This is a genomic window from Nocardia sp. NPDC057227, assembly GCF_042669725.1.
Taxonomy (GTDB): Bacteria; Actinomycetota; Actinomycetes; order Mycobacteriales; family Mycobacteriaceae; genus Nocardia; species Nocardia asteroides_A.
Genome location: NZ_JBHUXA010000001.1, coordinates 596118 through 621349 on the forward strand (window position 1 = coordinate 596118; position 25232 = coordinate 621349).

Sequence of the window (25232 nt, forward strand, 5' to 3'; positions counted from 1 at the left end):
GGCCGGGCTAGGCTCGCCGCGTGCGGATTCTGCTCGACGTCGACACCGGTATAGACGACTCACTGGCGCTGCTCTACCTGCTCGCCTCGCCGGAGGCCGAGATCGTCGGGATCGCGTCGACGGCGGGCAATGTGGCGGCCGACCGCGTCGCCGCGAACAACCTGGCCTGGCTCGACGTGTGCCGGGCGCCGGAGATCGAGGTCGCGCTCGGCGCCGCCGACCCGCTGGCGATCCCGCTGCGCACCACCGAGGACACGCACGGCCCGCACGGCGTCGGCTACGCCGAGCTCCCGCCGACCACACGCCGACTCTCCCCGCGCAGCGCCGCCGAGCTCTGGGTGGACACCGTCCGCGCGAACCCCGGCGAGATCACCGGCCTCTGCACCGGCCCGCTCACCAATCTGGCGCTGGCACTGCGCGCCGAGCCCGCGCTCCCCCGGTTGCTGCGCCGCCTGGTGATCATGGGTGGCGCCTTCAACCACCCCGGGAACACCACGCCGACCGCCGAGTGGAACATCCACGTCGACCCGGAGGCGGCCGCCGAGGTCTTCGACGCCTTCTCCGGCGCCCCGCAACGGCCGTTGATCTGCGGGCTCGACATCACCGAGAGCATCGAGATGCTGCCGCACCACCTGACCCGGCTCGCCGAGCGGGCGGGCAGCACACCGGTCGAGACCGTCGGCCCGGACGATCCGATCGCCTTCCGCAGCGCGACCTCGAACCCCATCGTCCGGCACCTGACCGACGCCGTCCGGTTCTACTTCGACTTCCACCGCTCCTACGACCTCGGCTACCTGGCGCACATGCACGACCCGTTCGCCGCCGCCGTCACCCTGGATCCCGCGCTCGCCGTCACCCGCTCCGCGACCGTCGCCGTCGAGCTGAACGGGGCGTTGACCCGCGGCACGACCGTCGCCGACTGGGCGGGCATGTGGGGCCGGGAACCGAACGCCGACATCGTCGTCGGCACCGACCCGGACGGGTTCTTCACCCGGCTCGTCGAGCGGGTCGGCGACTTCGCCGCGACCGTGTACCGGGAGGAATCATGACCGAGGCCGATCGGCTCGCCGCGATGCGCGCGCGTCTCGGGATCCCCGGGATCGTCGACGTGCACACGCACTTCATGCCGCACAACGTCATGCGCAAGGTGTGGGCCTACTTCGACCAGGTCGGGCCGCTGACCGGGCAGGAGTGGCCGATCACCTATCGGGCGGGCGAGGAGGAGCGGCTCGCCACCCTGCGCTCGTTCGGCGTCCGCGCCTTCACCTCGCTGGTGTATCCGCACAAACCGGAAATGGCGGCCTGGCTCAATGCCTGGACCGCCGAGTTCGCCACCACCGAACCCGATTGCCTGCACACCGCGACCTGCTACCCCGAGCCGGAAGCGAAAACGTATGTGGCCGAGGCTGTCGAAGCCGGGGCGCGGGTCTTCAAGATCCACGTCCAGGTCGGCGCCTTCGCCCCCGACGATCCCCTGCTCGACCCGGTCTGGGGCATTCTCTCCGACGCCCGCGTCCCCGTGGTGATCCACTGCGGCTCCGGCCCCGCCCCCGGCGAGTTCACCGGCCCCGGCCGAATCGCCGACGTCCTTCGCCGCTTCCCCCGCTTGCCGCTGATCATCGCGCACATGGGCACCCCGGAGTACTCCGAGTTTCTCGATCTCACCGCGCAGTACGAGGATGTCCGGCTGGACACCACCATGGTCTGGACCGATTTCAGCGAGGCGAACGCGCCGTTCCCGCGCTCCGAGTACGGGCGGGTCCGCGATCTCGGCGACCGAATCCTCTTCGGCAGCGACTTCCCGAACATTCCCTACTCGTACGCACACGCCGTCGAGGTGCTGGAGCGGCTGGAACTCGGGGACGAGTGGGTGCGGAACGTATTGCACGACAACGCCGCCCAGCTCTTCGATATCGACCGAGCTGTGCAAGACTGAAAGGTCGGCGACCACCTCGTCGGCGCTGCCGGTCCGGCGGAACCGCCCCCTTGCGGCTCCACCGTCCCGGCTTGCCGCGACCGTGGCGGGCCAGGCTCCCCCGCCCCCGCCGAGCCCTTCCCACGGCCGCAGAACGATCATGGCCGGGAGATCCGGCGTCCGACAGGAGGCACTTTCGTGACGGCAACGCACACCGAGGTAACCGACGAGGCCGGTGGCGCCGAGGCGCAGGGACCCTGTGGTGATGATCACTGCGGCATCAAGGAGGTACTGGAGCGGCTCGGCGACAAGTGGAGCCTGCTCGTCCTGGTCGAGCTGCACTCCGGGCCGCGCCGCTTCAACGAGCTGCAGCGCGCGATCCCCGGCATCTCGCAGCGCATGCTCACCGTGAGCACCCGAAACCTGCTGCGCGACGGCATGATCAGCCGCACGGTATTCCCCACGACACCGCCGCAGGTCGAGTACGCGCTCGCCCCGCTCGGCGACAGTCTCGCCGTGCACATCCAGGGCATCGCCGACTGGGCGCGCACGAACCACGCCTACATCGAGCAGTGCCGCGCCGAATTCGACGCGCAGAACAGCGCCTAGAGACTGCCATGCCACCACCCTGCCTACAGGCCTCGAACCTCGGCAGCCACGGCTCGACTAGTGTTCCGCGCCTGAAATACGTTGTAGATATCGGGCGAGGGAGTCCAGGATCTCCTCGGCGGTCTTGCGCCAGACGAAGGGGCGAGGGTTGGCGTTCCACTGCTCGATCCAGGCGCGGACGTCGTTCTCCAAAGCGGTGACGCTGGTGTGGACGCCGCGGCGGGTGAGCTGGTCGGTGAGGTAGCCGAACCAGCGTTCGACCTGGTTGAGCCATGAGGATCCAGTCGGGGTGAAGTGGACGTGGCAGCGGGGATGGCGGGCGAGCCATTCGTTCACGATCGGGGTTTTGTGGGTGGCCAGGTTGTCACAGACCAAGTGGATGTCGAGTTCGGACGGGACGGCTTTGTCGATCGAGACCAGGAACTTCCTGAACTCGGTAGCGCAGTGGCGGCGGTGCAGTTCGCCGATCACGGTGCCGTCGGCGATGTTGAACGCGGCGAACAGGCTGGTGGTGCCGTGGCGGGCGTAGTCGTGGGTGCGGCGCTCGGGCATGCCCGGCATCATCGGTAGCACCGGCTGGGATCGGTCCAGTGCCTGCATCTGGGACTTCTCGTCGACACACAGCACCACGGCCCGCTCGGGCGGGTTGTGGTAGAGGCCGACGACATCGACTACCTTCTCCACGAACAGCGGATCGGTCGAGAGCTTGAACCCGTCGACCAGGTGCGGTTTGAGCTCGAAGCGCCGCCAGATCCGCCCGATGGTCGATCTCGACAACCCGGTCCGCTCGGCCATCGAAGCCCGCGACCAGTGGGTGGCGTTGCGCGGGGTCTGCTCAAGGGTCAGCGTGATCACCTGCTTGACCCGGTCCAGCAGGATCGATGGTGGCCGGCCCGGACGCGGTTCATCGGCCAAGCCCGCGAACCCGTGTTCGATGAACCGGCGCCGCCACTTCGCCACGGTCATCGCCGTCACCCCGACCGCCGCAGCCACGTGCGCGTTCGCCGCCCCGGGCTCCGCGCACGCCAGCACGATCCGGCACCGCAACGCATACGCCTGCGTCGATGTCGCCGCCCGCGCACCCCGCAGCAGCTCGCGCCGCTGGGCATCCGACACCGTCGACTCCGGCCCCGACCGCGGCCTCCCCGTTCTCGCCACAGCCGAACCCTACCCATAGCCAACGTATTTCAGGCGCGGAACACTAAAGGCTGTCCCGTAAGCCGTTGTGCCGCAGCGGTAGTCTGCTGTCGTGGCGGTGATCTCGGCGTCTGACCCGGTGATGGTGGAGCTGTTCAGCGGACTGCAACCGCGCAAGTTCGCCCGGCTGATCACCGCATTGCGGCGCGAGGGCGCCGACCGCCCGTTGCGGGGGCGGCCCTGGACGCTGTGTTTCGAGGACCGGGTGCTGCTGGTTGCCTGCTACTGGCGGACGAACCTGACGATGCGCCAGCTCGCAGCGGTGTTCGGGACCTCCAAGTCGGCAGCGGCCCGGGTGATCGACGACCTCGGACCCGCCCTGACCCTCCGACCGCGGACCCGGTTCCCACAAGGAACGGTGCTGATCGTGGACGGCACCCTGGTCCCGACCCGCGACCACAGCATCGCCGCACAGTCGAAGAACTACCGGTACTCGGCCAATCACCAGGTCGTCATCGACGCCGACACCGAGCTCGTTGTCGCGCTCGGGCGGCCGTTGCCGGGCAACCGCAACGACTGCCGCGCCTACGCCGAGTCCGGTGCGGCCCACGCCTGCCGCAATGCGACGGTGATCGCCGACGGCGGATATCAGGGAGCGTCGGCGATCATCCCGCACCGCAAGAGGCGGGGACGCGAACTGCCCGCGTGGAAGCAGGAGCACAACGCCTCGCACCGGCGGGTCCGGGCACGGGTGGAGCACGCCTTCGCGCGAATGAAGACCTGGAATATCCTGCGCGACTGCCGCCTGCGCGACAACGGAGTGGCGGTCGCGATAGCCGGAGTCGCCCGGCTGGCGAACCTCGCTCACGCCGCCTGAGAGTTCGGGTCAACGCTGGCCTTCACAGCCTCGCGGGACTTACGGGACAGCGTTTAGCGCCACCTCAGATCTGGTCCAACAACCCCCAGGAACGCTTGAACAAAGAAATCCGGCGCCGCACCGACGTCGTCGGGATTGAGCGGTCCCCGACCGCAACTGCATCATCCGCCTCGTCGGCGCGGTCCTGCCGAACAACACGATCCTCGATGGAATTGTCAAGCCTCACGCTGCGTTCCGCCCGGTTCGAGCCAGGCTGTGGCGGCTTGAGCGCAGGCCGAGGGCAGTGAATAGCAGCAACTATCCCACAAATAGCCCACGAGACGTTGACGCGTCGCCGTGCCAAGACGAGAACGGCCCGGGGGTGTCGCTTCCCCTCAGCTCTATTGCGGTCATAGGAGACCGCGACTCGGAGTGGTGCGGATGCTGACCAGCGGCTATTGGTAGAATACTCGCTGCCACTGCCTGCGACTTGGCATCCATGATTCAGGGTGCTAACACGGCCGAATATGCTGCACAACAACCGAGAACACCGATACTTAGCCGATCCAGTCACCAAGCTCAGGCATGGGCTACGACCCCGAATAGCGCCGTTTGGGAGCAATTATGGCCGAGAAGACTGAAACGGATCTATGGAGGGGTAGGAGGGAGCATCTCCTTGGCCTCGCAAGAAACTAATGATCGCCAGGATTGCAGCTACTTGGGCCAACAAGAATGTTCCCTGCCCCGCCAGATCCCTGACTCCATAGGCTTGAAGAAGGAACTTCACCGATCGCGTATCGTTCGGCCTCAATGTTCTATAATCAATCGCAATACCCGTTAGCATCATAACGATAGAAAACAAGACGATTGCCACTAAGTCAAAGGCAAAGTCTGCCGGATAAGAAATAACATCACCCACTAAATTGACTCCCAGAGGGAGGCTGTACAGGCCGACGAGCACTGCGCTCTTCGCCATCCCTCGCCTGCCGGGTAAATATTGCCAAAGCAGCCCGAGAACCACCCCAGCGCCAAGCCACGTGGCCATCTCCGGCAGTATCCGGAAAATAATTTGACCAATAAACTCGGACTGATAGGAACTGATATTCCAGACTTTCCATGATCGAAAGACTTGAAAAGCGAGCCCCAGAGGGGTTCCGATCATGACGGCAATCTTCGCAGCAATCTTCGCATTAGCAATCGGACTCTGGTTCGGGCCCACCGCCAGGAGAATGTCAACATCAACCATCCGGTCAGGTAGGGGAGGGATAGAGGGCCCCAAGGCGAGCACAGCGGCCCCGGAGTGGTACCGATCTCGGATCCTGGACCACTCAGAACCCGACATCCTATCCCTCATGCTGACCCCATTTGGACCTATGCAATCTAATGGAGACCCGCACTTAGATAGGCTCCAATACGCAAGTAATCCGAGGGCCGGGGTGACCGGTATTGCCCAACCTATGACCCAAAAATGCCGACTGAGCACAACAAGAACAAGAATCAAAGCTGATGCTCGAACAAGTAATTTCCTATCCGCAACGCCGAGATGATAGCTGGCTTGACATATATGCCAAACCAGCACAGCCAAGACTGTAGTCGCTACAAATTCCAACTGAACAGAAATCTGACCCGGGAACCAATCGAAAGCGCAACATAAACTGTCAGCATGAATCGGCACAGGATGAAGAGCGTAGATGCGCTTCGCGTCTAGAAAGTTGACCAATACGCGGTCACTCAACAACAACAGCGTTGCAATACCAGCCGCGACCCATACCGGAAGAGGGTTTAAATTCACAATTCCGAGAAACAGAGTGGAGCGGATAATCGCAAGGCTCCCAAAGCTAGCGACAAGAAGCAATGCCGTTACTACTGCCATCTTCCAGGCTATCCAACTGATCGGACTTATGCCAATTGCAAGTATCGTGCCATCAGAATTTTCTGCGTAGCCACGTAAGGCATAGGTGATCACAATAGCGACCAAAGTCCCGACAAGAAGACTGACAACTCGACTCTTCCTAAGTCCTATGCAGAGGATAGTAGAGCACACTGCAGCAATTAGTGCGTCCTTGAGAACCGTATGGGCAGCACTCAGATTCTGGACGGCAGGGATGAACTGCGTCACAAGGTGCGCGTTCACTCCCGCAATCACTATTACGGCAACACCACCGAGAACGCGAGATTGTCTGCGAATTAAACTCATTCCCGTCACTATCTGCGATCTTGTCGAGTTGACAATAAATACATAAGCAACGATTGCGGCGCTGAATAATGACATGGCGAACAAAAAATCGTACGCGGAATTGTTTCGCCCTGAGTACGAATTTTCTTTCAAATACTCTTCATGACCAAGGGCAAGATCGACCAAGATCCCGCTGGGCGGTATCAAAGTCAAGGGAGCCCACGTTATATGAGTCTCATCAGACTCCTGCGGTGGCCAGACATAGGGATTCCCAAGCCAACGCGCGGGTGCCTCAAACTTCACTGAATGCCATTTAGCGAGAGCCAGTGCATTGGGTCTTTCCACGTGAATGGTCCATAGTCCAGGCTGCCTCCTTACGAGCTTCAAGGGACCGCAATGTAACTCGTTTGCACTAGGCGGGATATCTACCTCTACAACACTCTCGAAGGTAATCCTATCACTGCGTATACTTACGGAAAATGGTCTTCTTCGTTCTTCGCTGTAAAACCAGCCATTCTCTCGACCCAATATGCATCGAACAGTCGATTTGTAACCGGACTGATGATCCGACTCGAAGAGTTGACGGGAGTATGAATTCATCGGTAAGTCAATTGAAAGATTAGTCATCAATCTTGGCGAATTCAAGTTATCGTTTGAAACGCGCACCATCAAACTGACCTGGGCATCTGCGATAGGTCCGCTGGGACAAGCAGCGACAAGAGCCGAAACAGAGTGCTCCTTGGGGGGCAGCCGTTTCAGGAAGAAGTAGAAGGATCCTGCTGGCATCGCGACCAGAGATACAAGGAGAGCGCACCCAACTAGTGTCTTGGCCACATCCACTAGCGCTTTCATATGCGACACTCCGAGGCAGCGGGATTGGCGTGGAACCGCACCTTGACTCGCATTCAGCTCTCTCTGAGTTCGTAGATTGGCAGCAGCGCCGAAGAGCGTGGACGAATTCCAGCTCGGGGCGAACTCTACCAGCTAGACGTTTTCTGATCTGCTGTGTCCTACGAACGATTGACACTCAAACTACTGCTCTAACCCACTCCACGGGAACCGCTAAACCATGATCATAGTTGAAACGTACAGGTAGGAAAAGAGAACCTATCATCGTCGTCAGAGACATCGACACACTCGCAGTCGTGGCGCCGACGGCTAACGGGCGCGAGCTATCATAGTATGACAAATCTCTGGAGGGTATTATTCCGTCGAAAAATGCACTCCGATAGGATCTGCACAAGTAAACGCGTACCGATTTTTCGGCGGTACGATGGCGAACGCCGCATTGGACAGTGCCGATCTACCGAACTTCGAGTTGTTCGTCCGGACGCTTATACCCGAATCCAGAACTCAGGCCCCGTCGAAGGCCCGAACCAGCTGCTCGGCGGCGAGGGCGGCGGTCAATGTGCCCTCGCGCACCTGCCTCTCGACATCGCCGCGCACCGTCTTGACCGACGGGTTCTCGGCGAGCCGCCGGAGCAGTTGATCGTGCACCATGGTCCAGGTCCAATCGACCTGCTGACGCCGCCGCTTCTCGGCGAACTCGCCCGCGTCGGTGAGCACCCGCCGGTGTTCGAGGACGGTGTCCCAGAACTGATCGAGCCCGAGCCCCTCGAGCCCGCTCATGGTGAGCACGGGTGGTTTCCAGAGCGCGTCGTGCGGGTGGATGAGCCGCAGTGCCCCGGCGAGTTCGCGGGCGGCGCCCTTGGCCTCGAGCTCGTGCTTGCCGTCGGCCTTGTTGACCGCGACCAGATCGGCGAGCTCGAGCACGCCCTTCTTGATGCCCTGCAGCTGGTCGCCGGTGCGGGCGAGGGTGAGGAAGCAGAAGACGTCGACCATGTTGGCGACGGTCACCTCGGACTGGCCGACGCCGACGGTCTCGACCAGGATCACGTCGTAGCCGGCGGCCTCGAGCAGGACGATGGTCTCGCGGGTGGCCTTGGCGACGCCGCCGAGGGTGCCCGCGGTCGGCGAGGGGCGGATGAAGGCGTCGGCTTCCAGGGAGAGCCGGGCCATGCGGGTCTTGTCGCCGAGGATCGAGCCGCCGGTGCGGGTGGAGGACGGGTCGACGGCGAGGACGGCGACCTTGTGCCCCTTGCGGATCAGGTCCATGCCGAGCGCGTCGATGAAGGTCGACTTGCCGACGCCGGGCACGCCGGTGATGCCCACCCGGTTGGAGGCCGCGACCTCGCCCTCGGGGGTCAGCCGGAGCAGGAGTTCCTGCGCTCTGTCCCGGTGATCGGAGCGGGTGGATTCGACCAGGGTGATGGCGCGCGCCAGCGCGGCCCGCTCACCCGAGCGGACCGCGTCGGCCATCGCGTCCACGTCGATGACGCGCGCGCTCATCCGGCGGTCGCGCTCCCCGGCTCGTCCTGCGGCGCGGCGGGCTCGGCGACCGCACCGCCGAGTTCGTGGCCGAGTGCGGCGGCGAGCTTGCGCAGCAGGTCGATCGCGGCGTCGGCGATGACGGTGCCGGGCGGGAAGATCGCCGCGGCGCCCGCTTCGTAGAGCTCGTCGAAGTCACCGGGCGGGATGACGCCGCCGACGATGACCATGATGTCGGGGCGCCCGACATCGGCCAGTGCCTGCCGCAGCGCGGGCACCAGCGTGAGGTGGCCCGCCGCCAGCGAGGAGACCCCGACGACGTGCACGTCGTTGTCGGCCGCCTGGCGCGCCACCTCCTCTGGGGTCTGGAAGAGCGGGCCCACGTCGACGTCGAAGCCGAGGTCGGCGAAGGCGGTGGCGATCACCTTCTGGCCGCGGTCGTGCCCGTCCTGACCCATCTTGGCGACGAGGATGCGCGGGCGGCGGCCCTCGGCCTCGGCGAACTCCTCGACCAGCTCGATCGCGCTGCTGATGTTGGTGACCTTTCCGGCTTCGTCGCGGTACACCCCGGAGAGCGTCCTGATCTCGGCCTGGTGCCTGCCGTAGACCTTCTCCAGCGCGTCGGAGATCTCGCCGACGGTGGCGTTGGCGCGCGCGGCGTCGATCGCCAGCGCGAGCAGGTTGTTCTCCATGCCGCCCTCGGACGCGGCGGCGGCGCGGGTGAGCTCGGCCAGTGCGCGCTCGACGGCGGCGGAATCCCGATCGGCGCGCAGCGCGCGCAGCTTCTCCAGCTGCTCGGCGCGCACCCTGGAGTTCTCCACCTTGAGGACCTCGACCTGCTGGTCCTCTTCGACCTGGTACTTGTTCACGCCGATCACCGGCTGCTGGCCGGTGTCGATGCGGGCCTGGGTGCGGGCCGCGGCCTCCTCGATGCGCAGCTTCGGGATGCCCTCGCCGATCGCCTGCGCCATGCCGCCGTGCGCCTCCACCTCGGCGATGTGCGCGCGGGCGCGGTTCGCGAGCTGGTGGGTGAGCCACTCGACGTAGTACGAGCCGGCCCACGGGTCGATCGGGCGGGTGGTGTTCGACTCCTGCTGGATCAGCAGCTGGGTGTTGCGGGCGATCCGGGCGGAGAAGTCGGTGGGCAGCGCCAGCGCCTCGTCGAGCGCGTTGGTGTGCAGCGACTGGGTGTGGCCCTGGGTGGCGGCCATGGCCTCGATGCAGGTGCGCGCGACATTGTTGTAGGCGTCCTGCGCGGTGAGCGACCAGCCCGAGGTCTGCGAATGGGTGCGCAGCGACAGCGATTTCGCGCTCTTCGGCTCGAACTTCGCGACCAGCTCGCTCCAGAGCAGCCGCCCGGCGCGCAGCTTGGCGACCTCCATGAAGAAGTTCATGCCGATGGCCCAGAAGAAGGAGAGCCGGGGCGCGAACTTGTCGACCTCCATGCCCGCCGCGATCCCGGCCCGGATGTACTCCACGCCGTCGGCGAGGGTGTAGGCCAGCTCCAGGTCGGCGGTGGCCCCGGCCTCCTGGATGTGGTAGCCGGAGATGGAGATCGAGTTGAACTTCGGCATCTTCGCGCTGGTGAAGGCGAAGATGTCGGAGATGATCCGCATCGAGGGCTTGGGCGGGTAGATGTAGGTGTTGCGGACCATGAACTCCTTCAGAATGTCGTTCTGAATGGTTCCGGCCAGCTGCTCCGGCGCGACGCCCTGCTCCTCGGCGGCGACCACGTAGAGCGCGAGGATCGGCAGCACCGCGCCGTTCATGGTCATCGAGACCGAGACCTGGTCCAGCGGGATGTGGTCGAAGAGCTGGCGCATGTCCAGGATCGAGTCGATCGCCACGCCCGCCATGCCGACGTCGCCCTGCACCCGCGGGTGGTCGGAGTCGTAGCCGCGGTGCGTGGCCAGGTCGAAGGCGACCGAGAGCCCCTTCTGCCCGGACTGCAGGTTGCGCCGGTAGAAGGCGTTGGAGTCGGCGGCGGTGGAGAAGCCTGCGTACTGCCGGATGGTCCACGGCTGGTTCACGTACATGGTCGGGTACGGGCCGCGCAGGAACGGCTGCACGCCGGGCACGCTGTCCAGCGGGTAGCCCTCGGCGGCGACGGCGTCCCGGTCGGCCTTGGTGAAGACCGGCGGCACGTCGATGCCCTCGGGGGTGACCCAGGTCAGCTGCTCGGGGGCGTAGCCGGTGGCGGCCGCCGCCTCCGCGACGAACTCCGAGACCGCGTCCGGGCCGACGGCGGCAGGTTCCGGGGCGTGCTCGTGCAGCGGCACGTCGGCGAAGCTGCCGATCACGTGCTCGATCTCACCGGTCGTCATGCTCCCACCTTCTCCAGCAGGCCGGACAGCGCCGCCACCGCATCGATCTTCGCGGCCAGGTAGCCGTCGGGCTGATCCTCGACCCCGGCAACGGCTTTCGCCGAACCGGCCAGCAGCACCGTCCGCACGCCCGCCGATTTCAGTGCCCGCACCGCCTCGCCCGCCTGCTCGGCGTAGCGCGCGTCCGAGCCGCAGAGCACCGCGATGCTCGCACCGGACTCCTTCGCGGCGGCGGCGATGCCGTCGAGCTCGAGCGGCCCCGGGTTCACCGACTCGATCCCGCCGGAGGCCAGCAGGTTCGCGATGAAGGTCACCCGGACGTTGTGCTCGGCGACCCGGCCCAGCGGCACCAGCAGCGCCTGCGGCCGGGCGCCGTTGGCGGCCAGGTACACGTCGGAGCGGTCGCGCAGCGCCTCGAAGGCGGCGCCGTAGCGGGCCACCCGGCCGGGCTCGCGGGCCTGCTCGGAGAGCGCGGCCTCGGCCAGGTTCGGGAACTCGTTCACGCCGGTCACGGCGAAGCGCCGGTGCGCGATATCGGCCTCGCGGGCCGCCCTGGTGGCGCCGATCCGCTCGGCGAGCAGCCCGGCGGCCAGCGCCGCCCGGTACCCGCCCGCGGCCTCGATCTCGCGCATGAACGCCCAGGCGGCCTCGGCCAGCTGCGCGGTGTGGTCCTCGATGTACCAGGAGCCTGCGCCGGGGTCGTGCACGTGGCCCAGGTGCGACTCCTCCAGCAGCAGCAGCTGGGTGTTGCGCGCCATCCGATCCGCGAAGTTCTGCGAGACGCCGAGCTCGCCCGCGGGCAGCGCGGAGTCGAAGGGCAGCACGGTGACGGTGTCCGCGCCGCCGACGCCCGCGCCGAAGGCGGCGAGTGTGGTGCGCAGCAGGTTCACCCAGGGGTCGCGCCTGGCCATCATGGCCGCGGAGGTGACCGCGTGCTGCGGCGCGCCGCCGAAGCCGGGGGCGCCGCTGACGTGCGCGACCCTGGCCCAGAGCGTGCGCCCGGCGCGGAACTTGGCGATGGTGGCGAACTGGTCGTCGGTGGCGGCGAGCCGGAACTCCAGCTGGCCGAGCGCGTCCGCGATATCGGTGCCCGCGGCGGTGAGCGCGCGCAGGTACTCCAGCCCGGCGGCGACCGCGGCGCCGAGCTCCTGCGCCTCGGAGGCGCCCGCGTCGTGGAAGGCGGTGCCGTCCACGGTGATCGCGCGGACGGTCTCGGGGCGGGCGGCGGCGGTGCGGGCGAGCGCGACGGCGTCGTCCAGGGTGACCCCGGTGATCCCGGCGAACTCGTCGGTGAGCGGGGCGGCGGCGAGCGCGACCCGGATGGCGGTGCGGTCCGCGGCCTGGTAGCCGTCCAGCGCCGCGAACAGCGCCTCGGCCGCGGCACCGACCTCGGTGCCCGCGTCCAGGGTGATCGGGGCGAGGTCGAAGAGCAGCCCGTTCAGCGCGGCGCCGAGTTCGGCCACCGGCACGCCGTGTGCACCGACGCTCAGCCAGAGCGCGGAGAGGCCGTTCTCCAGCCCGGCCAGGATGCGGCGGTTCGCGGCGGCGGGGTCGGCGTCCCGGACGCGGCCCGAGACGAACCAGCCGCGGTGTACGTCGCGGTGGGCGTCGACGCCGCGGACGAACGGGAACGTCCCCGGCAGTGGCGGTTCCGGACGCTCGTCGCGCCGGGTGTAGAGCGGGGCGACCGCGAGACCGTCGTAGGTGGTCTCGGTCAGCAGCGTCTCCGGCTCGTCCGGCAGCTCGGCGGCGTCGACCTTGCGCGCCTTCGCCAGCACCCCCGCCACACCCTTGCGCCACGCGGCGTACTCCGGCACCGGCTCGGTGGCCGGATCTGAAGCAATCGGCATCGCTGCTCTTCTCTCTCCCCTCGCCGGAACGGCACCGCGCGTGCACCGCCCCGAACCGGATGTTCGCCCAGGTCAGTGGGCATACCGGTTAACGAGGATTCGTCTGTCGTCACTTCGATGCTAGCGGCCGCCTCCCGGCCGCCGACCGAGGCCCGGCAGTACCAACCGGTAACCTCGCCCGGGTGATCCAGCTCATCCGCTCCCCCCGCGCCCTGGCGCTGCTCGCCGCGGTGCTCGTGGTCTGCGCGGCCGCGGTGCTCGCGCCGCTGCCGGGCCCGGCCCGGGTGCAGGAGTGGGCGGACTCGGTGGGCCCGGTCTTCCCGCTGGTCTTCTTCGCGCTCTACGCGCTGGTCACCATCGCGCCGGTGCCGCGGACGGTGCTCACGGTGAGCTGCGGGGTGCTCTTCGGGGTCGGGCTCGGGCTCACCGTCGCGCTGGCCGCAACCACGGTGAGCGCCGCGCTCGCGCTGCTGCTGGTCCGCAGGCTGGACGGGCGCCGGGTGGCGGCGCGGCTCACGCACCCCGCGGTGCGCGCGGTGGACGAGCGGCTGCGCCGCCGCGGCTGGCTGGCGGTGTGGTCGCTGCGGATGATCTCGTTCGCGCCGTTCTCGGTGGTGAACTACTGCTGCGCGCTCTCCTCGATCCGCTTCTGGCCGTACCTGGGCGCGACGGTGCTCGGCTCGCTGCCCGGCACCGCCGCGACCGTGATCCTGGCGGACGCGCTGGTCAGCGGGACCTCGCCGGAGATGATCGCGGTCTCGGTGGCGTGCCTGCTGATGGGGGTCGCCGGGCTGGTGCTCGACAGTCGCTGGCAGCCGAGAGACGCGGCAACGGCCGGGGACTCGGCCGTCAGCACGGTTTCCGCAGGCGCGAACTCGGCCGTCGGCGCGGTTTCCGCCGCTGGCACGAACTCTGCCGTCAGCGCGGGCTCGCGCCCGAGTAGCGCCGCACCGCTGCCGGGACCGCGAGGCTGAGCAGCGCGGCGATCCAGATCGCGCTCGCCGCGATCGGGTGCCGGAGCGGCAGGCTCGCGTCGGCGGCGGGGGCCGCGTCGGCGAGCAGCTGTCGCAGCGCCGCGACCACCGCGCTCACCGGGTTCCACTCCGCGACGGCCGCGAGCACCGTCGGCATGGTGGCGGTCGGCACGAAGATGTTCGAGAACATGATGGTGCCGAAGATCAGCGGCGCGGTCTGCTGGAGCACCTGCTCGTCCCGGATCGTGGCGCCGAGCGCGACGCCGAGCCAGGCCAGCGCGAACCGGAAGCCGATCAGCAGCAGCACGGCGAGCGCGATCTCCCCCGGCTCCGCGGTGATCCGCCAGCCGGAGAGGAACCCGACCACGGCCATCACGCCGAGCGCGAGGATGCCGATCAGCGTCTCCGCCACCGCGATTCCGGCCGGGGCGGCGATCGGGGCGAGCGGCAACGCGCGGATCCGGTCGGTGAGCCCGCTGCGCAGGTCGGCGGCGGCGGTGACGGCGGTGGCGACCACGCCGGTGGCGGCGACCAGGACCAGGATGCCGGGGGTCAGGTAGGAGCGGTAGGCGACGACGTCCTGCCCGGCGGCGAGCGCGCCGCCGAAGACGAAGCCGAACAGCAGCATCATCCCCGCGGGGGCGGCCAGCGTGATGGCGGGCAGCGCCGGGTTGTTGCGGTGGTTCGTGAGCACGCGCCGGACCAGGACCCGGGTGGCGCTGCCCGCCGGGGTGGTGCGGTCGGGGGCGGTCATGCGGCCCGCCGGGCGGTGAGCGCCAGGAAGGCGTCGTCCAGGGTGCCGGTGCGGCGGCCGATGTCGCGCACCTCGATCCCGGCGGCGTCCAGGGCGCGGACCACGGTGGGCAGCGCGGGCGCGGCGGCGTCGAAGAGCCAGGTCGCGTCCAGTTGCGGGACCGGTGTGCCGCCGAGCGCCGCCATGACCTCGGCCGCGGCCGGGCGCTGGTCGTCGGGGACGGCGACCTCCAGCCGGACGCCGACGGTCCGCACGATCTCGGCGGGCGAACCGGTGGCGACGATGCGCCCGGCGTCCAGGATGGTGACGGCGTCGGCGAGCCGCTCGGCCTCGTCCAGGTACTGGGTGGTGAGCAGCACGGTGCTGCCCGCCGCCACCGCCTCGGCGAGGTAGCGGTGGATGTCGTCGCGGCTGTGCGGGTCGAGGCCGGTGGTCGGCTCGTCCAGGAAGAGCACCTCGGGGCGGACGACGGTGCCGGCCAGGATGTCGAGGCGGCGCCGCATCCCGCCGGAGTAGGTGCGCACCAGGCGGTCTCCGGCGTCGGCGAGGTCGAAGCGGGCGAGCAGGTCGTCCGCGCGGCGGCGCGCCGCGGGTGCGGCGAGGCCGTTGAGCCGGGCGAACATCACCAGGTTCTGCCGTCCGGTCGACATCGGGTCGACGGCGTGGAACTGGCCGACCAGCCCGATCCGCTGCCGCACCGCGCGCGCCGCGGTCACGGTGTCGTGGCCGAGCACCCTGGCGCGCCCGCCGGAGGGGCGGAGCAGGGTGGCGAGCATGCGCACGGTGGTGGTCTTGCCGGAACCGTTCGGCCCGAGCAGCGCGTGCACGGTGCCCTCCGGCACCAGGAGATCGATGCCGTCGACGACGGCGCGGGCCCCGTATCGCATTCGGAGCGCTTCGGTTTCGATGGCGGACACCACAACCCCTCGTTCGGGAACAACGTTCGCAGTTGACGGTACCCGACCGCGTACAGCGTTCGCAATTACCGGCTCGAGGCATTCTGGTCCGATGTCATCCGCGAACTCACCGTGGCTGCGGGCCGAGCAGGTGCGGCCGGGGCCGAGGCCGGCGCACACCCTGGACGACATCGCCGCCGCCTGCGTGCGGATCGCCGACGAGTCCGGGCTGGCGGCGGTGGCCATGCGCCGGGTGGCGGAGCGGCTCGGCACCGCGGCCGCCTCGCTGTACCGCTACGTCGACGGCAAGGACGACCTGTTCGCGCTCATGGTCGACCACGTGGCGGCCGAGTACGAGCTGGCGCCGCTCACCGGCGACGTGCGCGCCGACGTGCTCGCGGTCGCCGAGCAGGCGCGGGCGCTGCACCGCAGGCACCCCTGGGTGCAGCGGGTGATCCCGTCCGCGCTCGGCCCGAACTCGCTGCGCTACCTGGACCACCTCGCGGGCGCGCTCGGCCCGGCCGGGCTGGACGGCACCACCGTCATGGTCGGGATCGCCCAGCTCACCGGCTGGATCAGCACCTTCGTGGCGCAGGAGGGGGCGGGTGCGGTTGGCGCCGGGCAGGATCCGGCCGCGCTGCTCGCCATGGTGGCGCGGGGGGATTACCCGCACCTGGCAGCGCTCTTCGCCCGCGCGCCCGCGCCCGGCGGCTCGTTCGACGCCGATGCCGCCTTCCGGGCCGGGATCGACGCGCTGCTCTTCGGGATCGCCGGGAAGGGTCAGTAGACGCGGAGCGGGACGGTGGCGGTGTAGGCGGCGGTGCGGTCGAAGCGGACGGTGAGGCGGATGCGCCAGTCGCCTGCCAGCGGCACCCGGACGCGGTCGGCCTCGAAGTAGGCGGGGGCCAGTTCGACCGGTTCGACGCGGCGGGGCCGGACCTGGAGTGGGCCCGCGGCGTCGTCGGGGCGGGTGAGGAGGGCGTCGACCGAGGTGGCGGGGATGGGGGCGCCGGTGCGGTCGTAGAGGCGGATGGTCCAGCGCTGTTCGCCCGCGGCGGCGCCGTCGATGGTGAGTTCGGCGCGGGTGTCGCCGAGGTCGACCGGGAGGGTGACGGCGGGGTCGTAGGCGTCGCGGGCGGGGGTGGTTCCGGCCAGGACGGCGGTGAGGGCGAGTGCGGTGAGCTGGGCGGCTAGCTCCAGGCGCAGGGGGGCTCGGCGGGCGCGGAAAGCGGCGGCCGCGGTGAGGGCGAGGGTGACGGCGGCGAGTTTGCCGAGGAGCAGCAGGCCCCAGGGGGTGGACCAGAGCGCGGCGAGCGGGTCGGTGGCGCGCCAGGTGCGGTAGAGGCCGGTGAGCGCGAGGACCGCGACGGCGGGGACGGCGATGGCGCCGAAGCGGGCGACGAGGGTGGCGCGGTCCCGGTGGTGGCGGAACAGCAGGATGAGCAGGGGGCCCGCGAGCCAGATCGCCATGGCGGCGACGTGCAGGGCGGTGAGCGGGACCGCGAGCAGGCGGTCCGGGCCCGCGATCGCGTGGCCGGAGGCGGCGGTGGCGAGGACGGCAACGGCGCCCGCGCCGAACGCGACGGTGCGCCGGGCCGCCCCGAGGGCGAGAACCGTTGCGGCGGCGGCTCGGACGAGGGTGGCGGTGCCGAGCGCGGAGGTCGCTGCGGCGCGCCAGACCTCGGGGTCGGACCAGCCGGGGGTGCCCGCCAGGCGGACGGGGATGGCGGCGAAGGTCGCCAGCGAGGCCACCGTGAGGGTGACGGCGCCGATCCGGACGAGCTGCCGAACCGCCGCGGTCGCGCCGAGCGGTACGGCGGTGCCGCCGGACTCCGCGGTGCCGCCGGACTCCGCGGTGGCGGCCCCCGCAGTGGTCGCCCCCGCGGTGGTGGCGCCGGACAGTGCGACGGGACTCGACCGCGCGGCGGCCGGGCGATCCAGGCGCAGGACGGCGGTGACCAGGGGGATGCCGACGGCGGCGACCAAACCGGCGTAGCCGAGCGCGGCGAGCAGCCGGACGACGGTGTCGGCGGCGGCTTCGGCGGGGTCGCGCACCGGTTCGACCGGGTACGGGTTCGGCGGGCCGCCGACGCCGAAGACGCTGGAACCGCTGACCGTGTGCCCGTCGGCGGAGAGCACCACCCAGCCGAGCAGGTAGGTGCCGTCCCGGAGGCCGGGGCGCAGCTCGGCCACGACGGTCCGGCCGCCGTTCGTGGTCCCGACCCGGCCCAGGTCGACCCGCTCGCCTGCGTCGTCGAGCACCGAGACGCCGCGGTCGGTGGCGGTGACCGGCTCGTCGAAGGTCACCGAGACCCGCGCCGGGGCGGCGTCGACGGCGGCACCGTACGCGGGATCGGTGCCGACCAGCACCGCGTGCGCGGCCGCGGGCGCGGACAGCAGCAGCAGGAGCGCCGCCCACCCGGTCAGCAGGAGACCGACTCGCCTCAGCCGATCAGCACCGCACCGCGAACCCTCACCCCGCACGCAACCGCGCCAGCTCCGCCTCGCCGAGCACCGCGACGGCCCGCCCCTCGTGCACCAGCAGCACCGGCCCGTCGCCCGCGCGTTCCAGCGCGGCAGCGGCCGGTTCGGTGCTGCCGAGCAGCGGCAGCGGCGGTTCCAGATGCGCGGCAACGGGTTCCGCGTCGTCGACACCCGCGAGCGCGGCGGCCCGCACACTGCCCTGCACCTCGGCCGCCACCGGATCACCCGGGGTGACCCGATGCAGGACCACCGGCAGCACCGGAGCGGAGCCGAGCAGCGCCCGCGCCTCGCCGACCGTCGCCTTGGAGCCGATCACCCGCGCCACCCCGGACACCTCGACCCGATCCGCCACCGACGGCTCGGCGAGCTGCCCCACCAGCGGGAACCCGAAGCGCCCCAGCCACTCGTCATCGAAGTACTTGGACAGGTAGGCGCGCCCGGAATCCGGTGCGATCACCACCACCACGTCATCGGGCCCCAGATCGCGGGCCACCCGCAGCGCGGCCGCGACCGAGGTGCCGGACGACCCGCCGAGCAGCAGCCCCTCCTCCCGGGCCAGCCGGTGCAGCAGCGAGATCGCCTCCACGTCACCGACCGACTCGATGCGCGCCACCACCTCCGGGTGGTACGACTCGGGCCAGAGGTCCTCCTCGGTCTCCGGGTGCAGGAAGTGCCCCACCGACTCCACGTACCAGGCGCGCCCGTCGCCGCCGCCGTAGACCGAGGTGGTCGGGTCGGCGCCGATCACCGTCACCCGGCCGGCCGAGATCTCGCGCAGGAACTCCCCCGCGCCGGTGACGGTGCCGCCGGTGCCGACCCCGGCCACGTAGTGCGTGACCCGCCCCTCGGTCTGCGCCCAGATCTCCGGGCCGGTGGTGGTGCGGTGCGCCTCCGGGTTCGCCGGGTTGTCGTACTGCCCGGCGAACCAGGCGCCCGGCGTCTCGTCGGCGAGTTTCAGCGCGATGCTGCGAATGTGCTCGGGGTGGCCGACCGGACGCCCGCCCGGGGTCACGTGCACCTCGGCGCCGTAGGCGCGCAGCAGCGCCACCTTCTCCCGGCTCGACTTGTCCGGTACGACCACGATGGTCCGGTAGCCGCGTGCCGCCGCGATGGCGACCAGCCCGATGCCGGTATTGCCCGAGGTCGCCTCGACCACGACGCCACCGGGCCGGAGCGCGCCGGATGCCTCGGCGGCGTCGATCATGCCGAGCGCGGCCCGGTCCTTCACGCTGCCGCCGGGGTTCAGGTACTCCAACTTGACGTAGACCGTGGCGGTGACGCCATCGGTTACCCGGTTCAGCCGGACCAGCGGGGTGTTGCCGATGGCGGCGTCCACCGATTCGTACACCCCGGCGCCGCGCGGGCTGACCGCGGTCATGCGACGGCCTTCCCGGTCTCGCCGAGGTGCGCCAGGATCTCCCGGCGCAGCCGCAGGTATTCGGGATCGTCGTGCGCCCGCGGGCGCGGAACCGTGATCGGCACGTCGCGTACCACCTTTCCGGGTCGCGGTGTGAACACCACGACGCGGTCGGCGAGGCGGAGCGCCTCGTCCACGTCGTGGGTCACCAGTACCGCGGTGAATCCGTCCTGTTGCCACAGCCGTTCGATCTCGGACTGCAGCGTCGCGCGCGTGAGCGCGTCGAGTTTGCCGAGCGGCTCGTCCAGCAGGAACAGCCGCGGGCGGTTGACCAGCGCGCGGGCCAGCGCGACCCGCTGCGCCATACCGCCGGAGAGCTGGGCCGGGTAGGAGTGGCCGAAGCCGTCCAGCCCGACCATGTGCAGCGTCTCGGTGATCCGCTCCCGGTCGGCGCGGTGCGTGCCGCGGGCCTGCGGGCCGAGCGCCACGTTCTGCTCCACCGTGCGCCACGGGAACAGCGTCGGGTCCTGGAACATCAGCGCGCGCTGCGGGTCGGGGCCGGTGATCGGGGCGCCGTCGGCACGCAGCGCGCCGCGCGAGGGGCGCTCCAGCCCGGCGAGCAGCCGCAGCAGCGTCGACTTGCCGCAGCCGGAGGGCCCGAGCAGCGCCACGAACTCGCCGGGCGCCAGCGTCAGCGAGATGTCGGTGAGCACCCGCAGCCTGCCCAGTTGCTGCGCCGCGCTCGGCTGCGGCGCCGGGCGGCCGAGCACCCGGTCCAGCAGGCCGCGCGGCCGCGGCCCGGCCAGCGCGAACTGGTGCGAGACGCCGTCGACCTCGATCGCGATTCCCCGCTCGGTCACCACCGCACCAGATCCTTCTCCCAGGCCAGCACCCGATTGCGGATGCGGAACAACACCAGCATCAGGGTCCGGCAGAGCAGCACCATGATGACGATCGCCGCGTACATGCGCGGGTAGGCGGCCCAGCCCTTGGTCCACTGGATGTACCAGCCGAGCCCGTTCTTCACGCCGAGCAGCTCGGCGACGGCCAGCGCCGCCAGCGAGGCGCCGAGCCCCATGAACAGCCCGGTGAAGATGCTCGGCAGCGCGCCCGGCACCGCCACCCGCCAGATCAGGAACTGCTTCGAGGCGCCGAGCGTCTGCGCGACGTCGAAGTAGCCGCGCCCGACCCCGGCGATCCCGGCCCTGGTCAGCACCGCGACCGGGAACCAGACGCCGAACGCCACCATGAAGATACTGCCGCTGTAGGTGGTCGGGAAGAGCACGAGCACCACCGGGAGCAGCGTGCCGGACGGCACCGGCCCGGCCGTCTGCAGCACCGGGTTCCCCCAGTACGACGCGAGCCTCGACCAGCCCATGGCGATGCCGGTGCTGAGCCCGGCCACCGCGCCGATCGTGAAGCCGGTGAGCAGCAGCACCAGCGAGTGCCAGGTGCTGGAGGCGAGAATGCCCGCGTCGTCGTGGAAGACCAGCAGCAGCTGCTGCGGCGAGGCGAAGTGCGGCGGCTCCAGCCAGCCGGTCTTGGCGGTGCTGAACTCCCAGAACAGCGTCCAGGCGCCGAGCACCGCGATCCACGGGGTGTGGTGCCGCAGCCGCAGCGTCGCCGCGCGGTCCCGGTAGGCGTACACCGCCCAGCCGAGCAGCGCGAGGCTCCAGGCGGCGAAGATCCCGCCGACCACGGTGGGCGCGGCGACGTGCAGTTCGTCCGGGACCAGCAGGGTGACGCCCGCGGTGAGCGCCCAGATCGACCAGGTCAGCGCGAAGCCCGCCGTCGGCGGGTACCGCCGCGGCCGCTCGGCGGTGGCCCCGGCGGGTGCGGTGGCGGGGGCGGTGACGGTGGTGGTCATGTCACCAGCTGAGCCCGAGGTCGGCGTAGACCTTGGTCGCCAGCGCCTCGGGGTCGGTCTTCCTGTCCAGGTAGCCGGTCTTGGCGAACTTGGCGATGCCGGGGGTGATCTCGCCCTTGAGCCGGTTGGCCGACGGGTTGAAGCCGTAGCTCTTCAGCATGGCCTCGACGGTGCCGAGGTCGGCGGCGGCGTACTTGTTGTCCACCTCGATCTTCGCGGTCTCGGTGATGTTGGCGCCCGCCCAGCGGCTGCCCTCGGCCCAGGCGGTGATCAGCTTGCGGGCGGTGTCCGGCTCCTCGCGCAGCAACCTGCCGTTCACCGCGGTGGCGCAGCAGTAGAGCTGGCGGTTGGCGCCCTGCGAGTTGTTGGTGAGCTCGCGGGCCTTGCCCTTCAGCGTCGGCAGCAGCCCGGTGGGGTCGCTGGCGGCGATGGCGACGATCTCGCCGCGGGCCAGCGCGTCCGGCAGCTGATCGTTGGCGAAGACCCGCCAGTCCACGTCCTCGCTCGGGTTCAGCCCGGCGTCCACCAGGTCGAGGGAGAAGAACGACATGGCGGAGTCGCCGATGGCGGCCACCCCGACCGGCTTGTCCCGCAGCTGCGCGACCGAGGTGATCGGGCTGTCGTTCGGGACGACGATGCGCAGGCAGCCCTCGTGCAGCCCGGCCGCCAGCTTGGCGTCGATGCCCTGCTCGATCGGCTTGAGCCAGGAGAAGAAGATGCCGGGGGCGGCGTCCAGCTTGCCCGCGCCGACCGCGTCCTTGATCTCGTCGCCGCCGGTCTTGATGATCTCGACGTTCAGCCCGTGCTTCTCGAAGATGCGCTGGTGGTGCGCCACGTACAGCGGCGCCTCGCAGACCCCGCCGCCGAAACCGATGCGCAGCGCGCGGTCGACGCCGCCGGTGCCTGGCGTGCGCCGGGTGGTGAGCCAGGCGGCCAGCCCGCCGCCCGCCACCACCGCGGCGGCGATCCCGGTGCCCGCGAGCAGGGTGCGCCGGGAGAGCGCGGGCGGCTCCGGCTCGGCGGGCGCCTCGAGGTCGGCGGTCTCGTCCGGGTCGGGCTCGGGCGCCGCGCTCTGCACGAGGTCCGGCGCTGTGCCGTTCGCGGGCGCAGCCGGCTCCCCCACGTCCGCGGTGTTCTCCGGCGCGGCCGGACTTCCCGCTGCGGCGGTGCTGCCCCCGTCGGCGGGCGGCTCGGTGCCGGGGGTGACCCCGTTCTCGTCCTGCGCCATGGTTCGCCCTTCCCTCACCGGATGGCGATCCCGGCCGCACACACCGGTCGAGCCCCCTGGGATCGCGATGGGGATCAGCTTGGCACCGGCCACCGCGGCCGAAAACCATTCGGGTCAGCGCGATCCGATTGCCCGCCCGCTCAGGCGGGCAGCCACTCCGGCGGCGTGACGTCAACGGTGACCGGCGCACCCGCGCGCAGCAGCGTCACCGCCAGCGTGACCTCGATCGCCTCGGCGAAGAGCAGCCGCTGCAGCTCCCGCGCCCCGGTGAGCACCGCCTCGCCCGCGCCGAGCAGCAGGTCGCCGCGCTGGATCCCCGCCCGGTCGGCGGGGCCGCCGCGCACCACCGCGGTGACCCTCGCCCCGGCCGCCTGCCCGGCCACCTGCCGCAGGTCGGGCGGTACCGGCGCGGCCGCGACCACGACGCCGAGGTAGGCGCGGCGCACCCGGCCATCGGCGAGCAGGGTGTCCAGCACCCGGCGGGCGACCGCGCCGATCGGCACCGCGAGCCCGCCGATTCCGGCGGCCGCGGTGAGCACGCCGATCACCCGGCCCGCGGTGTCGGCGAGCGGCCCGCCCGCGGCGTGCGGTTCGCAGCGCACGTCGGTGTGCAGCACCTGCTCCACCAACCGCCCGGCCCGCCGGGAGAGCACCGGGACGGCGCGGTCGACGGCGCCGACCACGCCAGCGCTCACCGCGCCGCCCGGCCCGGCCGGGTCCGCCAGCGCCACCACCAGCCTGCCGAGGGTGAGCCCGTCGGCGTCGCCGAGCCGGGCGGGGGCCGGGCCGCCGCCGCGGGCGCGCAGCACCGCGATGTCGCTGAGCGGGTCGCTGCCGACCACGTCGGCGACGACGACGGTGCCGTCGGCGAAGCGCACGTCGGCGCTCTCCGCGGGGCCGATCAGGTGCGCGCTGGTGAGCAGGTGCCCGTCGTCGGTGCAGACCACCGCCGACCCCGCCGAGCGCCGGGTGGCGACCCCGGCGACAGCGGGAAGCACGGTCTCGGTGACCGCGCCGACCGCGCGCGAGTAGGCGTCCTGCACCGGCTCGCCCACCTGCGCGGGCTCCGGTAGTTCCTCGGGTCCGAACTCACGCGACACCGCGCACCCCCTGCCTGCGGAATACATCCGCATTCAGCTTGCACCGGGCGGCCCGACGCCACGCCGGAAAACAGCGGCGGCACGGCGTGTTCCAGCCGCGGCCACGCCCTGCCGCTCACCGCGCCGCTGCCGCCGGCCCCTCGGCCGCCGCGGCGGCTCGGCTCAGCGGCCGCGGCGCGCCACGATCGCGAGCGCGACGGCGACCGCGAGCATGCTGAGCGGGACGGTCGCGAGCACCACGTGCTGCCAGGAGAGCTCCGGCATCCAGCTCGCGTCGATGCCGTAGAGCGCGGCGATCAGGATGGGCGGCAGCAGCACCGCGGAGAGCACCGCCGATGCCTTCACGATCCGGGTGTGCTCGGCGTCGAGCCTGGTGCGCAGCGACTGCTGCAGGTAGCCGACCCGGTCGTGCTCGAACCCCGCCTGCTGCGCGACCCCGTCCACATCGTCGAGCAGGTCGTCCAGCAGCGGCCGCAGCCCGGCGTTGCGGCCGGTGGTCTCGGCCCGCAGCTGCCTGGCGGCGCGCGCCAGCCGCACCTGGGCGCGGCGGGCCCGGGAGAGCGTCTCCTCGACGGCGCCGATCCGGGCCATGAGCTCGCGCACCGCGGTGGGGGCGATCTCCCGCCCGTAGTGCACCCCGCCGGGGCCGTCGATATCGTCGCGCAGCGCGTCGACCAGCGCGCCGCCGTACTCGACCACCTGCTCCGCGGCGTCGTTCATGGCCCAGAGCAGCGTGTACATGACACCGTGCGCGGACGCGGTCAGCTCGGCGCGCCTGCGCATCTCGACGATGGCGGCGTCGAACGGCGGGAAGTGCTCGCGCGGCTGCAGCGTCACCAGGAACTCGCGCCCGAGCGCGAACACCACGCTGCCGTGCTGCACCCGGCCCGCGCCCAGGTAGTCCAGCGCGACCGGGACGTAGAGGAAGTCCTCGGTGGCCCAGATCCGCTCCCCCGCCTCGGCGAAGTCGACGCCGAGGCGTTCGCGGAGCACGGCGGCGGTGTCGTGGTCGCCCGCGGGCAGCGGAATCCAGTGCTGCTGCAGGACCTCGGTGTCGAAGCGGACGGGGGAGACGGCGGAAACGGCCACGGCGCCCTACCCTCCGTGCGAGACTGCTGCTGCCGCGCGGAGAACGATTGCGCGCGGGCACTTCTCGGCAGTCGGGTGGATCGTGGTCATGGCGAGCCCTTCCGGTGCGTGAGCGAGGATTCCCGGAGCGCACCCGACTTCCGCGCACGAGCTCCGGGGGTGGGCGCGACGTGCGCCGCCGACCATTAGAGAACCCGCTGTGCCCGTTCGTCAATCGCGCAGACGGATGTTCCCCTCCACGTCACCGGGGCGAAAGCCGGAGCGGGGCGAGACCGATCGGTCTCGCCC

20 protein-coding genes and 1 pseudogene are annotated in these 25232 nt (G+C 70.3%); 7 read left to right on the forward strand and 14 right to left on the reverse strand.

All coding sequences use genetic code 11. The features are described from left to right. The first annotated feature begins 20 nt into the window (after positions 1-20). The 3 genes from ACFUJ1_RS03090 (at position 21) to ACFUJ1_RS03100 (ending at position 2524) form a co-directional block, all read left to right on the forward strand. The gene (locus ACFUJ1_RS03090) at positions 21-1049 is read left to right on the forward strand and encodes a nucleoside hydrolase (protein WP_378641842.1); all 1029 of its coding nucleotides are present in this window, start codon (positions 21-23) and stop codon (positions 1047-1049) included. After that, positions 1046-1936, forward strand: coding sequence for an amidohydrolase family protein (locus ACFUJ1_RS03095; RefSeq protein WP_378641844.1), 891 nt, complete (start codon positions 1046-1048; stop codon positions 1934-1936). Before ACFUJ1_RS03090 ends, ACFUJ1_RS03095 begins: the two co-directional genes overlap by 4 nt. A 177-nt stretch (positions 1937-2113) precedes the next feature. Further along, on the forward strand, positions 2114-2524 hold the full coding sequence (locus ACFUJ1_RS03100; protein ID WP_378641846.1) for a winged helix-turn-helix transcriptional regulator: 411 nt from the start codon (positions 2114-2116) through the stop codon (positions 2522-2524). A gap of 57 nt (positions 2525-2581) precedes the next feature. On the opposite strand, the gene ACFUJ1_RS03105 is transcribed toward ACFUJ1_RS03100, so the two are convergent. After that, positions 2582-3682, reverse strand: a complete 1101-nt coding sequence (locus ACFUJ1_RS03105; protein ID WP_378641848.1) for an IS630 family transposase — start codon at positions 3680-3682, stop codon at positions 2582-2584. 121 nt (positions 3683-3803) lie between these two features. Between ACFUJ1_RS03105 and ACFUJ1_RS03110 the strand changes: the two genes are divergently transcribed. Next, entirely contained in the window at positions 3804-4538 is a 735-nt protein-coding gene (locus ACFUJ1_RS03110; RefSeq protein WP_378641919.1) for a transposase, read from the forward strand. Between the two features lie 65 nt (positions 4539-4603). Then, a pseudogene (locus tag ACFUJ1_RS03115) lies at positions 4604-4737 on the forward strand (transposase); the annotation flags it as partial. A gap of 402 nt (positions 4738-5139) precedes the next feature. Here ACFUJ1_RS03115 and ACFUJ1_RS03120 read toward each other — a convergent pair. The 4 genes from ACFUJ1_RS03120 to ACFUJ1_RS03135 all read right to left on the reverse strand — a co-directional run bounded on the left by ACFUJ1_RS03120 (position 5140) and on the right by ACFUJ1_RS03135 (position 13195). Continuing rightward, the gene (locus tag ACFUJ1_RS03120) at positions 5140-7545 is read right to left on the reverse strand and encodes a DUF6185 family protein (protein ID WP_378641850.1); all 2406 of its coding nucleotides are present in this window, start codon (positions 7543-7545) and stop codon (positions 5140-5142) included. A 501-nt stretch (positions 7546-8046) separates the two neighbouring features. Further along, entirely contained in the window at positions 8047-9042 is a 996-nt protein-coding gene (gene meaB, locus ACFUJ1_RS03125; protein ID WP_378641852.1) for a methylmalonyl Co-A mutase-associated GTPase MeaB, read from the reverse strand. Continuing rightward, positions 9039-11345, reverse strand: coding sequence for a methylmalonyl-CoA mutase (gene scpA, locus ACFUJ1_RS03130; RefSeq protein ID WP_378641854.1), 2307 nt, complete (start codon positions 11343-11345; stop codon positions 9039-9041). Before scpA ends, meaB begins: the two co-directional genes overlap by 4 nt. Continuing rightward, positions 11342-13195, reverse strand: coding sequence for a methylmalonyl-CoA mutase family protein (locus tag ACFUJ1_RS03135; protein ID WP_378641856.1), 1854 nt, complete (start codon positions 13193-13195; stop codon positions 11342-11344). The genes scpA and ACFUJ1_RS03135 overlap by 4 nt, the downstream gene beginning before the upstream one ends. Positions 13196-13377: 182 nt before the next feature. Here ACFUJ1_RS03135 and ACFUJ1_RS03140 point away from each other — a divergent pair, with 182 nt between their 5' ends. After that, the gene (locus tag ACFUJ1_RS03140) at positions 13378-14169 is read left to right on the forward strand and encodes a TVP38/TMEM64 family protein (RefSeq protein ID WP_378641858.1); all 792 of its coding nucleotides are present in this window, start codon (positions 13378-13380) and stop codon (positions 14167-14169) included. On the opposite strand, the gene ACFUJ1_RS03145 is transcribed toward ACFUJ1_RS03140, so the two are convergent. Together ACFUJ1_RS03145 and ACFUJ1_RS03150 are read right to left on the reverse strand one after the other, a co-directional pair. Then, positions 14114-14923: an ABC transporter permease gene (locus ACFUJ1_RS03145; RefSeq protein WP_378641860.1), complete on the reverse strand. Its 810-nt coding sequence runs from the start codon at positions 14921-14923 to the stop codon at positions 14114-14116. The two genes, ACFUJ1_RS03140 and ACFUJ1_RS03145, sit on opposite strands and share 56 nt — an antisense overlap. Then, positions 14920-15840 (reverse strand): ATP-binding cassette domain-containing protein, encoded by a 921-nt coding sequence (locus tag ACFUJ1_RS03150; protein ID WP_378641862.1) that lies wholly within the window; start codon positions 15838-15840, stop codon positions 14920-14922. The genes ACFUJ1_RS03145 and ACFUJ1_RS03150 overlap by 4 nt, the downstream gene beginning before the upstream one ends. Positions 15841-15931: 91 nt before the next feature. Here ACFUJ1_RS03150 and ACFUJ1_RS03155 point away from each other — a divergent pair, with 91 nt between their 5' ends. Further along, the gene (locus ACFUJ1_RS03155; protein ID WP_378641864.1) at positions 15932-16606 is read left to right on the forward strand and encodes a TetR/AcrR family transcriptional regulator; all 675 of its coding nucleotides are present in this window, start codon (positions 15932-15934) and stop codon (positions 16604-16606) included. Here the strand turns inward: ACFUJ1_RS03155 and ACFUJ1_RS03160 are convergent. From ACFUJ1_RS03160 to ACFUJ1_RS03190, 7 genes are all read right to left on the reverse strand, one after another. After that, positions 16600-18303 carry a copper resistance protein CopC gene (locus tag ACFUJ1_RS03160; protein ID WP_378641866.1) on the reverse strand — a complete coding sequence of 568 codons (1704 nt, stop codon included), beginning with the start codon at positions 18301-18303 and terminating at the stop codon, positions 16600-16602. The two genes, ACFUJ1_RS03155 and ACFUJ1_RS03160, sit on opposite strands and share 7 nt — an antisense overlap. Continuing rightward, entirely contained in the window at positions 18293-19681 is a 1389-nt protein-coding gene (locus ACFUJ1_RS03165) for a PLP-dependent cysteine synthase family protein (protein WP_378641868.1), read from the reverse strand. The genes ACFUJ1_RS03160 and ACFUJ1_RS03165 overlap by 11 nt, the downstream gene beginning before the upstream one ends. Further along, entirely contained in the window at positions 19678-20520 is an 843-nt protein-coding gene (locus ACFUJ1_RS03170; RefSeq protein ID WP_378641870.1) for an ABC transporter ATP-binding protein, read from the reverse strand. The genes ACFUJ1_RS03165 and ACFUJ1_RS03170 overlap by 4 nt, the downstream gene beginning before the upstream one ends. After that, complete coding sequence (locus tag ACFUJ1_RS03175) at positions 20517-21527, reverse strand: ABC transporter permease (protein ID WP_378641872.1); 1011 nt, start codon at positions 21525-21527, stop codon at positions 20517-20519. The genes ACFUJ1_RS03170 and ACFUJ1_RS03175 overlap by 4 nt, the downstream gene beginning before the upstream one ends. Before the next feature lies 1 nt (position 21528). Next, positions 21529-22755: an ABC transporter substrate-binding protein gene (locus ACFUJ1_RS03180; RefSeq protein WP_378641873.1), complete on the reverse strand. Its 1227-nt coding sequence runs from the start codon at positions 22753-22755 to the stop codon at positions 21529-21531. A 140-nt stretch (positions 22756-22895) separates the two neighbouring features. Then, a complete protein-coding gene (locus ACFUJ1_RS03185) occupies positions 22896-23855 on the reverse strand; it encodes a S1C family serine protease (protein WP_378641875.1) in 960 nt (319 codons plus the stop codon). 162 nt (positions 23856-24017) lie between these two features. Further along, positions 24018-24944: a CorA family divalent cation transporter gene (locus tag ACFUJ1_RS03190; RefSeq protein WP_378641877.1), complete on the reverse strand. Its 927-nt coding sequence runs from the start codon at positions 24942-24944 to the stop codon at positions 24018-24020. Positions 24945-25232 lie beyond the last annotated feature (288 nt).

Coding starts and splice junctions, on each gene's coding strand:
- ACFUJ1_RS03095 (WP_378641844.1), top strand. CDS start 1,046: ATGACCGAGGCCGATCGGCTCGCCGCGATGCGCGCGCGTCTCGGGATC.
- ACFUJ1_RS03110 (WP_378641919.1), top strand. CDS start 3,804: ATGGTGGAGCTGTTCAGCGGACTGCAACCGCGCAAGTTCGCCCGGCTG.
- ACFUJ1_RS03120 (WP_378641850.1), bottom strand. CDS start 7,545: ATGAAAGCGCTAGTGGATGTGGCCAAGACACTAGTTGGGTGCGCTCTC.
- meaB (WP_378641852.1), bottom strand. CDS start 9,042: ATGAGCGCGCGCGTCATCGACGTGGACGCGATGGCCGACGCGGTCCGC.
- scpA (WP_378641854.1), bottom strand. CDS start 11,345: ATGACGACCGGTGAGATCGAGCACGTGATCGGCAGCTTCGCCGACGTG.
- ACFUJ1_RS03135 (WP_378641856.1), bottom strand. CDS start 13,195: ATGCCGATTGCTTCAGATCCGGCCACCGAGCCGGTGCCGGAGTACGCC.
- ACFUJ1_RS03145 (WP_378641860.1), bottom strand. CDS start 14,923: ATGACCGCCCCCGACCGCACCACCCCGGCGGGCAGCGCCACCCGGGTC.
- ACFUJ1_RS03155 (WP_378641864.1), top strand. CDS start 15,932: ATGTCATCCGCGAACTCACCGTGGCTGCGGGCCGAGCAGGTGCGGCCG.
- ACFUJ1_RS03165 (WP_378641868.1), bottom strand. CDS start 19,681: ATGACCGCGGTCAGCCCGCGCGGCGCCGGGGTGTACGAATCGGTGGAC.
- ACFUJ1_RS03175 (WP_378641872.1), bottom strand. CDS start 21,527: ATGACCACCACCGTCACCGCCCCCGCCACCGCACCCGCCGGGGCCACC.
- ACFUJ1_RS03180 (WP_378641873.1), bottom strand. CDS start 22,755: ATGGCGCAGGACGAGAACGGGGTCACCCCCGGCACCGAGCCGCCCGCC.